This window comes from Polaribacter sp. KT25b, assembly GCF_900105145.1.
In the GTDB taxonomy this organism is placed as follows: Bacteria; Bacteroidota; Bacteroidia; order Flavobacteriales; family Flavobacteriaceae; genus Polaribacter.
This window is the reverse complement of record NZ_LT629752.1, coordinates 2,205,953-2,217,977: the sequence shown is the minus strand read 5'-3', so window position 1 is coordinate 2,217,977 and position 12,025 is coordinate 2,205,953. Positions and strand designations below refer to the sequence as shown.

Here is a 12,025-nt window from a genome sequence, read left to right as displayed (position 1 = left end):
TATTTAGGTTATATCCAAAAGTGAAACGATTTTATAGGAAAGTAAATTTTGGACTTTTGGTTATTATATTAACGCAATTTAAGAATATGCTAATGACAAATTATTTTAAAATATGTTAGAAATTAAGCGAGAAAAGATAAATATAAAAAAGGTTAATTCAGCCTAACTTAAATTAATTTGATACCTCGTCCCCTTGAGCTAGGTAGTTTATTTTCTTAAATTTGATTTATCAGTAATTACTAATAAAAAAATGTGTTATCATATTTCCAATACAAAACCAGCTAGAAAGTTAGAAGATTTTTTTGATGTAAAATTCAATAAGGATGTAGTGTATGAGCCAAATTATCATTTAAATGGATTTGATAATCGTTTTGTTTATATCATACCTCAAGAAAATGAATCTGCTGTAATTGAACCTGCAAAATGGGGATTGCTTCCTGAAAATTTAGAAAATCCTGTTGATTTTAAAAAACGCTTTAACACCTTAAATGCCAAAAGCGAATCCTTATTTACGAGCAATCTTTGGAAAGAACCAATAGTTAACAGAAGATGTTTGATTTTAGCGGATGGTTTTTTTGAAAGTAAGCATGTTGGTAAAAATAAATATCCACATTATATTCGATTGAAAAACCATGACCCATTTGCATTTGCAGGTATTTATAATGATCATCAAAATGGAGTTTTTTCATGTTCGATTATCACTAAAAAAGCAAATCCATTTATGGCTGAAATTCATAATTCTAAAGAAAGAATGCCTTTAATTTTAGACACATCATTTCAAAAAGAATGGATAAACCCATCCCTTTCAAAAAACAGCATTAACGAAATTATAGAAAAAGGTTTTATGACGAAGGAGTTTGAAGCTTATACGGTTTCCAAAGATGTTACCAATAGTAGAAAAAATAGTAATACAATAGATATTCTAAAACCTTTTTACTACCCAGAATTAAATACCTTATTTTAACTCATTTTTAAAGATTTTTCTAATTGTTTTAACTCAACACCAAGTCCATTAAACATCTGAATAATACTACTCAATTTCAACTCATGTTCTTCATATTCTTGCGTGTTAATACTACACGTAAATTTCCAAAGTTCTAAAACTTCTTCCATCGGAACTTGATAAGACAGATATTCTCTATTATCGGGTTTTAGCAATAACGATCCTTTTTCTTCTAATTGATTGTACACTCGTTTATAGGTCATTCCATCATTTTTAGTGACAATAATGTAGGACGTTCCGCTTTTAACATCACGAATATCTTCTACAAATTCTGCAACTACATAAGAACCATCTTTCATCGGCAACATAGAATCTCCTTTTATCGGAAAAGCTCTATGTTTTCCTGTGGGTAAAAAAGGCAATTTAATTTTTTCTAATTGTTCAATGTATTCAGGATCATCATAGCCTAATAAATATCCAGCAGAAGTTTTAGCAGAAACCACTTCAATTAAGTTTTCATTTTCAGCATCTACCGTAATCGGAAATAACACTCTTTTACTGCCTATTTCTATAAAAGAAATGTCTTTGGTTTTTGTCAAATCATTTTTTAATAGAATATCAATTGGGATTTTAAAATAATTTGAGAAATCAATTAAAAACTCTAATGTTGGCGAAGAACGATTCTCTTCATAAGAACCTATTCTTGATCGAGTTACTTTTAAATCGTCTGCCAAACGCTCTTGAGAAAGCTGTTTTAAACCTCTTAAATGTCGGATATTTTTGGATATAATTTTCATAATACTACAAATATAAGCATTAATAGTTTGTTTTTGTAGCTAATTTTGTAGTGTGAAGAAAAATATTTTACATCTCGATTTAGATACCTTTTTTGTATCCTGTGAACGACTCATTGATAGTCGTTTACAGAAAAGACCATTGCTTGTTGGCGGAACAGGTGATCGTGGTGTTGTGGCTGCTTGTAGCTATGAAACGAGAGCTTTTGGCGTGCATTCTGGTATGTCTATGAAAGTTGCCAAACGTTTGTGTCCAGAAGCGATTGTCATCCGAGGAAATACCAGTATTTATTCTAAATATTCTCACATTGTTACTGAAATCGTTAAAGAAAAAGTACCTCTTTTTGAAAAAGCAAGTATTGATGAATTTTATGCTGATTTAACAGGAATGGATACTTTTTTTGGAAGTTATAAATATGCATCCGAATTAAGACAACGCATTATCAAAGAAAGTGGATTGCCTATTTCCTTTGGAATGTCTTGTAATAAAATTGTTTCTAAAGTGGCAACAGGAGAAGCAAAACCCAACAATCAATTATTGATAAATGAAGGATTTGAAAAAGAGTTTATGGCGCCTTTATCAATTCGTAAAATTCCTTCTGTTGGAGAAAAAACATATCAGATTTTAAGAAATTTAGGGGTAGAAAAAGTAAAAGTGATTCAAGAAATGCCCGTTGAAATGTTGATGAGTGTTTTGGGTGTAAATGGAAGAACGATTTGGAAACGTGCTAACGGAATTGACAATCCGCCTTTAATTCCGTTTCATGAAAGAAAATCAATCTCTACAGAACGTACTTTTAATAAAGATACGATTGATGTTAGAAAACTGACTGAAACTATTTTTGCAATGGCAGAAAACTTAGCCTATCAGCTTCGAAAAGGAAACAAAATAGCATCTGTGATTGCTGTAAAAATTAGATATTCTGATTTTAATACGTATTCGAAACAAGTGAAAATTCCGTATACAAGTGCTGATCATATTATTATTCCGACTGTTTTAGAATTGTTTAAAAAACTGTATCAAAGACGATTGTTAATTCGATTGGTAGGTGTGAAAATTACAGATATTGTGAGTGGGAATTATCAAATTAATTTGTTTGATGATTCTGAACAAATGCTCAATTTATATACTGCTATGGATACCATCAGAAATAAATATGGGGAATCAAGTATCACCAGAGCTGCTTCCATGGGCGCAAAAACCATTGGTCGTTTTGACAATCCTTTTAATGGAGAACCGCCAGCACTTTTAGCACATAGAAAACAATAGTGTATGTATCTAAACTGTCATTCTTATTATTCTTTGCGTTATGGAACGTTTTCTGAAGTTGAATTATTAAAACTTGCCGTAGAAAATAATATTGATACGATTGCGCTTACAGATATCAACAATACTTCTGCTTGTTTAAATTTTATTCAGCAAGCAAAAAAGTTCAATATCAAACCTGTTGTGGGTGTCGATTTTAGAAATGGCAATTCACAACAATTTGTTGCGATTGCAAAAAGCAATTTAGGTTTTGAAAACATTAATCGATATTTGTCTACTTTTTTAGAATCAAAAACAGCAATTCCTGATCAACCCGAATTTTTAGAAGATGTTTTTATTATGTATCCTTTTGAAAAAGCACTGGAATTAAACTTAACTTCTTTTAAAGAAAATGAATTTGTTGGAATTTCTATTGCTGAGATAAATAAACTTCGTTTTTCCTATTTAAAAAAGTATGAAGACAAATTGGTTATACAACAACAAGTTACGATTCGCAACAAAAGTGATTTTAATGCACATCGACTTTTACGTGCCATTGATAATAATACCTTATTAAGTAAATTATCAACATCAGAACAGTGTTTAATAACAGATAAGATGTATGCTGCAACAGTTTTGCAACAATACTTTATAGAATTTCCTTTTGTTCTTGAAAACACAAAAACACTTTTGCAACAATGTATACTACATTTTGGATTTGATAAATCAAGAGAAAATCAGAATTTAAATTTGTATTACAATAGCTTTGAAGAAGATTGTAAACAGTTAATAGAACTTTGTAATACAAAACTTGAAAAGCGATATCAAAACCCAACACAACAAGTGCAAGACCGACTTCAAAAAGAATTGAAGGTGATTATTGAATTAAAATTTGTGTCCTTTTTTTTAATCAATTATGATATTGTGAGTTATGCAAAAAGTAAAGGATATTTTCATGTTGGTAGAGGAAGTGGCGCAAATAGTATTGTTGCGTATATTATTGGTATTACTGATGTAGATCCTGTGGAATTAGATTTGTATTTCGAGCGATTTATAAATCCTTTTAGAGCATCTCCTCCTGATTTTGATATTGATTTTTCTTGGAAAGATCGAGATGATGTGACCAACTATATTTTTACACGTTTTAAAAACACGGCACTTTTAGCAACGTATAATACATTTAAATACAAAGCTGTAATTCGTGAATTAGGAAAAGTGTTTGGATTGCCTAAAGAAGAAATTGATAAATTAAGTAAGAAGTCTAAACAACAAAAAATAGTTCTTAATGGTGCTGAAACGCCCCAAAATAAGGCGTTGCAACAAGATAGCAACAACACAGCAACAGGTTTGCAACCAAAAATCAACAAGTCTGCAAAAACACATCAACAAGAAAGCAACAAAAAAGCAACAGTTTATCAACAGCAAGAAATAGATAGTATTGCTAAATTAGTTTTAAAATATGGAAAGTTAATTGAAGGATTTCCCAATTACATCAGTGTACATTCCGCAGGAATTTTAATTTTAGAAAAACCGATTCATTATTATTCGGCAACACATCTTCCGCCAAAAGGATATCCTACGGTTCAGTTTGATATGAATATTGCAGATGATGTGGGGGTTTTTAAGTTTGATATTTTAGGTCAACGTGGTTTGGCAAAAATTAAGGAAGCTTTAGAAATTATCAAAAAAAATAGACCCAATGATCCGCCAATTGATATTACTGATGTAGAAAGTTTTAAAAAGGATGAAAAGATCAATCACTTATTAAAATCTGGTGGTGCTATTGGTGCCTATTATGTAGAATCTCCTGCAATGCGTGGCTTGATGCAAAAATTACAAACGCAAGATTATTTAGGATTGGTGGCTGCAAGTTCAATTATTAGACCAGGTGTTTCGGGTTCTGGGATGAAAGATGAATTTATTAAAAGACATCGTTTTCCTGAAAAAAGAAAAGAAGCCAATCCTATTTTATTAGAAATTATGCCAGAAACGTATGGTGTGATGGTGTATCAAGAAGATGTGATGAAAGTAGCAAGTAAATTTGCTGATTTAACTTTAGGTGAAGCCGATGTTTTAAGACGTGGAATGAGTGGAAAATACAGATCCTTATCAGAATTTAAAGCAGTTGAAGATAAGTTTGTTTCTAATTGTAGAAAAAAAGGACATCAGGATGCTTTAATTTTTGAAGTTTGGAATCAAATTAAAAGTTTTGCAGGCTATGCTTTTGCCAAAGGACATTCTGCTTCGTATGCGGTTGAGAGTTATCAAAGTTTATTTTTAAAATGCTATTATCCTATTGAATTTATGGTAGCAGTTTTAAATAATGGAGGTGGATTTTATTCGGCTGCACATTATATTCACGAGGCAAGAATGAAAGGTGCTATTATCCAATTGCCTTGTATCAATAAAAGTAACCATCCAAATATTGTTATGGATACTTCTATATATTTAGGCTTTGGTTATTTAAAAAATTTAGAGCATTTAACAATTCAACGTTTGTTAACGGAAAGACAATTACATGGAGATTATACTTCTTTAGAGAATTTTATAGATCGTGTTATGATTAGTATAGAACAACTAACTATTTTAATCAGAATTGATGCGTTTCGATTTACAGGAAAATCAAAAACTCAATTATTATGGCAAGCTATTTTTAAATTGAATGCCACAAAACAGAAAACAAAACAGTCTCAACTTTTTAAAATTCAGCATACAAAATACGAGCTTCCAAAATTAGAATCGCATTGGATAGAAAATGTGTATGATGAAATGGAATTGTTAGGTTTTACCATTCATAATTATTTTAAATTAGTTGCAGAACCTTTTTTGCCAAGCATCAAAGCAAAAGAAATGATTGATTTTGAGAATCAGAATGTTTTAATTTATGGTTTGTTGGTTACTACGAGATATAATACGACCTCACAAAATAAACTCATGAGATTAAGTACTTTTATTGATATTAATGGAAATTATTTTGATGCGGTGCATTTTACAAATGTGGTGCATTTATATCCTATAAATGGAATGGGTGTTTATGCCTGTTATGGCAAAATAACAGATCGTTTTGGGTTTTGTAGTATGAATGTAATTCAGTCTAAAAAGATGGGGATTTTTAGGGATCCAAGAAATTAATACAAAAAAATGAATTGTATAACAAAAACTACCTACTAATAGGTATTGTATGAAAATTGAAATATCCATATTTTTCAAACTTAAAATTAAATCATGAAAAATCTTTTCTTTATTTCAACAATCGCCACTTTATTCAATAGTTGTAATAAAGATGACTCTGAAATTATTATTGAAGAACGTAAGTACGTTATTAATTCTCTAACCCAAATAAAAGGAATTTTAATCCCAATAGATGTGGTATTTCAAAAATTTAATAAATGTGAAAATGAAAATTAATAATTTTTATTTTCAAGATATAATTAATCATTAACCAAAATAATTACTGGTATATAAAAAGCATTTAAGCATCTAGCATACCTAGCCACAAAAAAAAGAGAAGAAGTGCGCAATGCTTCAGGCGATAAATTTTAAAATAAAAAATAAAAAATGAAAATAGGAAAGAAATTTAATCAACTCAATAAAAGCGAATATTTTCAATTTATAGACCATTATAAAAAATATTCAGACTTTAACACTTTAGGCATGTATCGTTCAATCTGTGAAAATGAAAATCTTAAATTAGATGATAAAATTGAAATAAGAGATTATGCAAATTCTATTTTTGGTAAAACATTTAACTTTTATCAATTAAAAGATCCTCAAACTTATTTTGATCTAACAACTCTAGGTCTTGAGTTAACGGTTGCTGATGAAAAACAAATATGGAATGACATTATAGCCAACCAACAAAAAATATTATCAGAAAAGAAAATTAAACATAGAAATTTTGGAGCTTATTCTAAACATAATTGCGGCTATAAAGATTGCCCGTATAATGGATTGATGATTAAGCAAGGTTCTTTTTTAGCAGAAGGAGGTTTGCATTTTAAATCTGATAAAAATGCTTACTCCGCAAAATTAAAATCGAAACGAATTAAAAAGCAACGCAAAAACAAAGATCAAATAATAAAAGATGAATTTAATAAATAAACACATGAAAACAACAATAACACTAATAGCAACCCTATTTTTAATAATAGCCACAGCGCAAGCCCAAACACCAGAATTTATAAAAGTAACAGGAGGCACTTTTACCATGGGCGATGAACACGGTTTAGGAGGAGACGATGAACAACCCACCCACCAGGTAACATTAACCGATTACTACATAGGCAAAACCGAAGTAACCGTAGCGCAATACCGTAATTATTGCAACGCCACAGGTGTAAATATGCCCGAAGAACCAAATTGGGGTTGGAATAGTAACGACCCAATAGTAAACGTATCTTGGAATGATGCTATAAATTACTGCGATTGGTTAAGTGAAAAATTAGACAAAAACATAACCCTACCCACCGAAGCCCAATGGGAGTTTGCAGCTAGGGGTGGCAACCAAAGTAAGGGCTATAAATATGCTGCAGGCCGTAGCATGGCAACTGCAGGGTGGTATGAAGATAACTCGGGAGATAAGGCACATGCAGTAGCGCAAAAAAAAGCCAATGAATTAGGGCTGTATGATATGAGCGGGAATGTCTGGGAATGGTGTTTAGATTGGTATAAAAGTGATTATTATAGCACAAGCCCAAGTAAAAACCCAAAAAATACAGCTCGGGCAAATGGTAAGGTGATTCGTGGTGGTAGTTGGAACTACGAGGCTTCCTACTGTCGTGTTGCCTACCGTAGCAACCGAAGGCCAGATAACAGGTTCAGCCCCTATGGTTTTCGGGTTGTTTCTTTTTAGGTCCTAAAAAATAAGGCTATACAATAAAATGTAAACAAAAATTATGACCACAATTAAACTTAAAAAATTAAAGCTGAACAAAACCTTTTGTTGTTTTATTTTCCTTTGCTTTTGTCAATATCAGTTTTATGCACAAAGCGCACATTATTACGTTTTAATAAACAACAGCAAATTAGCCAATTGGTGTTCTGTAGATACAGGTTTTAAAACGTTTGTAATTTACGCAAAAATAAATACGGAAAAACGCAATAAAATAATAGAGGTTTACAGAAAAAGGTTAAACCCTAGTAAAGATAGTAACATAAAAACAGTGGATTTATACGTAAGTAAATCTGATTATGTAGTTGTGTATGAATACATCATTAAAAGTGATAATTGTCCATCTAAAACGTTTAAATACATTAAAGCATTTAAAGCTTCAAGCAAAGAAAAAGCCATGGAGCTTTTGCAAAAAAGAATAGCAACGGCATATACTAAAGACCGCTATATAAGTCATAAAATTCTATTAGAAACACAACCTTTTTTAGATGATAAAACAGATTTATTACAAGATGTAGAGCAATTTATACGAGAAAACACCAAAAAAGATACTATTAAAAAAACTAGAAATTCTACTGTTAGTGGAGTTAGGGGGTAAATAAAGAAATTAAAGACATGCAACTCAATTAACTTTTAACTAAAAAAACAACTATGATTAAAAAAACAATTCTTACTACCGCTCTGTTATTAATGGTTTTTGGCTTGCATGCGCAAGTAAAAGATACCCAAGGAACAACAACCTATGAGTTAGATTTAAGCAAGCCCGCAATTATAAATACTAAGGGTTTAAAAATTAAAACTAAAAAACAATTGGTTTTTAAATTAACCAATGCAAACCCTTTTAAGTATAGGTATGTTATAAAACATGAGTTTGTAAATATTTTTAAAGATGAATCTTTTGTTAATATTGAAGAGCTTCTAAAAAAACAAGAAACTACTGGTGAACAAAATGATGATAAAAACAAAGTGGTTAAACTTGTTGAAATACAAAAAAACATAAAAACAATAATTAGTTCTTACAATGCAGAGGAATTAACAAATGCTAAAACAGTACTTTCATTTGCATCCAGTGATGCTTTAACAACAAAAGATTCTCTAAAAATAGCCATTGAACTGGTAGAAAATAGCCAAAAAATACTGCTAAGTACTGTAGACAATTATTTACAAAGTTTAAAAGACTTACCCACCATAAACCAAGATGAATTTATAGAGCAAAGGACAAGCTTTAAAGAAAAATACAACAAAAACCTTACACAACAACAGTTATTAAAAATCTCTTTTGAGTTTTTTACAAAAGATGATGATTTAAAAACCTTTATAACTACCTATCAGCAAAGCATAAAAAAATATAATGATGATCTAGTTACAGCTATTAACAAAATGTTTGCTGCCAATTTTACAAGCTACACATTACCTATAGATGTACACGGTAAAAATATAGATTATGTAAATATAACTTTAGAACGCTATACTCTAGAAAGCAACTCTGAACCTGAAGTTTTCAACTATCGCTTCTGGGTTACAGGTGGCGTAAAAATAGACGTAAGTGCAGGTATGTTTATAACTTCATTGTTCGATGCTGAGTTTTCTACCATAGACAGTACTACTGACCCAGGTAAAAAAACAATTATGGAAAACGATAATGGTGCTTATGATTTTGGATTTGGTACTATGATAAATCTAAAATACAGAAGATATGGAAACATAGCTCCAATGCTAAGCTTTGGTATTTTGTTAACGGCAAATCAAAAATTTCAAATATTAGCAGGGCCAGGTATTGCCATTGGTAAAGACGAACGCATTATTATTAATGCAGGTATTGCTATGGGGCGTGTAAGCCGTTTAAGCAACACCTTATCTTTAGACACTCCAATTGAATTAGGAACAAACGAAATACCTACCAACCAAAAATTTGAAATAGGCCATTTTATTGGGATTACTTACAACTTAGCTAAACCTAAAAATAATAAATAATTATAAAAACAAACAAACAAACAAACAAACAAACAAACAAACATGAAAACAACTATTAAAACCATTTTATTAAGCTTATGCTTAACTACCACATTTTTTTGTAACGCACAAGACGCTTCTAATGATGCTACTTGGGAGGAAACCGTTGAATTTATTGAGAGTACTAAAAAGAATTATTTAAATTTCTACGTCTACAAAGAAAGTCGTTCAATGGATATAAAACAATTGTCTTTTAGTTCATTAGACTTAACGATAGAAGGTGAAGGATCTTATAATTTAGAAAGCAGCGTTAAAGAATCGATAAAACTAGTTAACATAGATCTTTCTAAACTAAAAAGAGCAGATGTGTGGTATAGAACTCTGAATCTAGAATTTACATCTGAGAAGGCGGTGGCTTATTCCCAAATATCATACTCTGTTTTTTACATACGAGATTGGCAACCATTGAGAAAACGAGATGATTTCAATAAAGATTTTATAAAGATTAAGCTTACTAAAGATGATGAAATGTTACCTAGAATAGAAAAAGCTTTCCAACACTTAGCATACCTAGCCACAAAAAAACGAGAAGAAGAACGAAATGCTTCTGGAAGTAAATTTTAAAAACAAGAAACTATGAAAAATACAATTCAAATTTTAACTATAGTCATTACCCTTGCTATAACAAGCTTAGTAAATGCGCAAAGCCCTTATGATCCTTGTGAGTGTAGCCAACGCATGGAAAAAAGCATCGTGTATGGCGGGTCTAATATTGTAAGCCATCAAGGGGTTAAATATGTGTTTTACGCATATTACAAGCCAGAAAAATACAGCTGTGCTAAAATAAATATCAACGAGAGCAGTAATATTACAGAAGAAGCTTTTGAAAAAGTACTAGAGAAAAATTCAACCTATCAAATGCTGTTAAGAGCAGGTAAAGTTTGGAACAAAGGACTTGTAGGTAAAATTTATTTTGAAGCTACTTCTGTATCCGAAATAGAAGAAAAAGTAAAAAAAGAAGCCATGCAATACGCTACACCAAATACAACGTTAAAAGCCATTAAGCTTGATGTAGACTACCAGTCTTATTTTAAAAAATTCCCAACTTGTAAAAATTAAATCATCATGAAAAACACTATTTTATTATTTACTCTTTTTACTAGCCCTTTAGCTACTTACACAGTAAATGCACAAAAACACATTAAAAAATTCAACTTTGCTTATATAGAAAGTGATTATAGAGGCACATGCCAAGGTTTAGATGTTGTCTATTTTAGCCCTGTTGTTTCTTATAAATTCGATTCTTATGATGGAATTATAGTAAAAGGGAAACAAGAATATCTTCAAGAAAATGAAATGGCAGATAAATGGAAATCTAAATGTATAAATCATTATCAATTTAATTATGACAATTGTATGACTCCTAATCATTGGGTTTGGGATAAATCATTTAATGATGTAGATAAAAAAAGAGATAATATGATTAAAGATTATAAAAACAGAGGTTATAAAGTATATGTAAATCACTCTTTTGGTTTTAGACTGCAATAACACATACTTTTTAAGGGAATGGTAATGGTAGAGATACAATTAAAGCCCTTTAAACACAAAACAACGGATATAATTTATGCTATACATTAAATTTAAAATACAGGATGCTTCAAAATTTGAAGATTTTAAAATACTATATAATCATATAGTTCAAGTAAGGCAGCCTGGTTTTAAATTTGATGATAAAGGACTCGTTGGCGCGGATTTGTAATCGGTGACCATTCCATTATAAAGTATATGTAAATCACTCTTTTGGTTTTAGACTGCAATAACACATACTTTTTAAGGGAATGGTAATGGGAGATACAATTAAAGCCCTTTAAACACAAAACAACGGATATAATTTATGCTATACATTAAATTTAAAATACAGGATGCTTCAAAATTTGAAGATTTTAAAATACTATATAATCATATAGTTGAAGTAAGGCAGCCTGGTTTTAAATTTGATGATAAAGGACTCGTTGGCGCGGATTTGTAATCCGTGACCATTCCAATGATGAATGAAAGTACAATCTAGTTTCACAATCCTTTTTTTTAGTATTTTGTTTGCAGCTTATCTCTGTCTATACACTATGCATGAAAGGATTGCAAATCAGCGCTAACGTTGTTTATAGAAACATACCCCGTTATGTTCGTCAATTTAG

11 protein-coding genes are annotated in these 12,025 nt (G+C 30.6%); 10 read left to right on the top strand and 1 reads right to left on the bottom strand.

The window, feature by feature from the left end; genetic code table 11:
* Positions 1 to 250: 250 nt before the first annotated feature.
* A complete protein-coding gene (locus BLT70_RS09585; protein WP_091893894.1) occupies positions 251 to 964 on the top strand; it encodes an SOS response-associated peptidase in 714 nt (237 codons plus the stop codon).
* Here BLT70_RS09585 and BLT70_RS09580 read toward each other — a convergent pair.
* On the bottom strand, positions 961 to 1,740 hold the full coding sequence (locus BLT70_RS09580; protein WP_091893892.1) for a LexA family transcriptional regulator: 780 nt from the start codon (positions 1,738 to 1,740) through the stop codon (positions 961 to 963). The two genes, BLT70_RS09585 and BLT70_RS09580, sit on opposite strands and share 4 nt — an antisense overlap.
* Positions 1,741 to 1,792: 52 nt before the next feature.
* Here BLT70_RS09580 and dinB point away from each other — a divergent pair, with 52 nt between their 5' ends.
* The 9 genes from dinB to BLT70_RS09530 all read left to right on the top strand — a co-directional run bounded on the left by dinB (position 1,793) and on the right by BLT70_RS09530 (position 11,378).
* Positions 1,793 to 3,007 (top strand): DNA polymerase IV, encoded by a 1,215-nt coding sequence (gene dinB, locus BLT70_RS09575; RefSeq protein ID WP_091893890.1) that lies wholly within the window; start codon positions 1,793 to 1,795, stop codon positions 3,005 to 3,007.
* Between the two features lie 3 nt (positions 3,008 to 3,010).
* A complete protein-coding gene (locus BLT70_RS09570; protein ID WP_091893888.1) occupies positions 3,011 to 6,115 on the top strand; it encodes a DNA polymerase III subunit alpha in 3,105 nt (1,034 codons plus the stop codon).
* 426 nt (positions 6,116 to 6,541) lie between these two features.
* Positions 6,542 to 7,084, top strand: a complete 543-nt coding sequence (locus tag BLT70_RS09560) for a hypothetical protein (protein ID WP_091893885.1) — start codon at positions 6,542 to 6,544, stop codon at positions 7,082 to 7,084.
* A gap of 4 nt (positions 7,085 to 7,088) precedes the next feature.
* Positions 7,089 to 7,835 carry an SUMF1/EgtB/PvdO family nonheme iron enzyme gene (locus BLT70_RS09555; protein WP_091897589.1) on the top strand — a complete coding sequence of 249 codons (747 nt, stop codon included), beginning with the start codon at positions 7,089 to 7,091 and terminating at the stop codon, positions 7,833 to 7,835.
* Between the two features lie 43 nt (positions 7,836 to 7,878).
* Positions 7,879 to 8,472 carry a hypothetical protein gene (locus BLT70_RS09550; RefSeq protein ID WP_091893883.1) on the top strand — a complete coding sequence of 198 codons (594 nt, stop codon included), beginning with the start codon at positions 7,879 to 7,881 and terminating at the stop codon, positions 8,470 to 8,472.
* A gap of 53 nt (positions 8,473 to 8,525) precedes the next feature.
* The gene (locus BLT70_RS09545) at positions 8,526 to 9,848 is read left to right on the top strand and encodes a hypothetical protein (RefSeq protein ID WP_091893881.1); all 1,323 of its coding nucleotides are present in this window, start codon (positions 8,526 to 8,528) and stop codon (positions 9,846 to 9,848) included.
* 42 nt (positions 9,849 to 9,890) lie between these two features.
* The gene (locus BLT70_RS09540; RefSeq protein ID WP_157691870.1) at positions 9,891 to 10,451 is read left to right on the top strand and encodes a hypothetical protein; all 561 of its coding nucleotides are present in this window, start codon (positions 9,891 to 9,893) and stop codon (positions 10,449 to 10,451) included.
* A 12-nt stretch (positions 10,452 to 10,463) separates the two neighbouring features.
* Positions 10,464 to 10,946, top strand: coding sequence for a hypothetical protein (locus BLT70_RS09535; protein ID WP_157691869.1), 483 nt, complete (start codon positions 10,464 to 10,466; stop codon positions 10,944 to 10,946).
* Between the two features lie 6 nt (positions 10,947 to 10,952).
* Positions 10,953 to 11,378 (top strand): hypothetical protein, encoded by a 426-nt coding sequence (locus BLT70_RS09530; RefSeq protein WP_091893875.1) that lies wholly within the window; start codon positions 10,953 to 10,955, stop codon positions 11,376 to 11,378.
* Positions 11,379 to 12,025 lie beyond the last annotated feature (647 nt).

What these genes read in the sequence shown, in the direction of transcription:
- BLT70_RS09545 (WP_091893881.1), top strand. Translation starts at nt 8,526, where the DNA reads ATGATTAAAAAAACAATTCTTACTACCGCTCTGTTATTAATGGTTTTT.
- BLT70_RS09530 (WP_091893875.1), top strand. Translation starts at nt 10,953, where the DNA reads ATGAAAAACACTATTTTATTATTTACTCTTTTTACTAGCCCTTTAGCT.
- BLT70_RS09560 (WP_091893885.1), top strand. Translation starts at nt 6,542, where the DNA reads ATGAAAATAGGAAAGAAATTTAATCAACTCAATAAAAGCGAATATTTT.
- BLT70_RS09535 (WP_157691869.1), top strand. Translation starts at nt 10,464, where the DNA reads ATGAAAAATACAATTCAAATTTTAACTATAGTCATTACCCTTGCTATA.
- BLT70_RS09570 (WP_091893888.1), top strand. Translation starts at nt 3,011, where the DNA reads ATGTATCTAAACTGTCATTCTTATTATTCTTTGCGTTATGGAACGTTT.
- BLT70_RS09580 (WP_091893892.1), bottom strand. Translation starts at nt 1,740, where the DNA reads ATGAAAATTATATCCAAAAATATCCGACATTTAAGAGGTTTAAAACAG.
- BLT70_RS09540 (WP_157691870.1), top strand. Translation starts at nt 9,891, where the DNA reads ATGAAAACAACTATTAAAACCATTTTATTAAGCTTATGCTTAACTACC.
- BLT70_RS09550 (WP_091893883.1), top strand. Translation starts at nt 7,879, where the DNA reads ATGACCACAATTAAACTTAAAAAATTAAAGCTGAACAAAACCTTTTGT.
- BLT70_RS09585 (WP_091893894.1), top strand. Translation starts at nt 251, where the DNA reads ATGTGTTATCATATTTCCAATACAAAACCAGCTAGAAAGTTAGAAGAT.
- BLT70_RS09555 (WP_091897589.1), top strand. Translation starts at nt 7,089, where the DNA reads ATGAAAACAACAATAACACTAATAGCAACCCTATTTTTAATAATAGCC.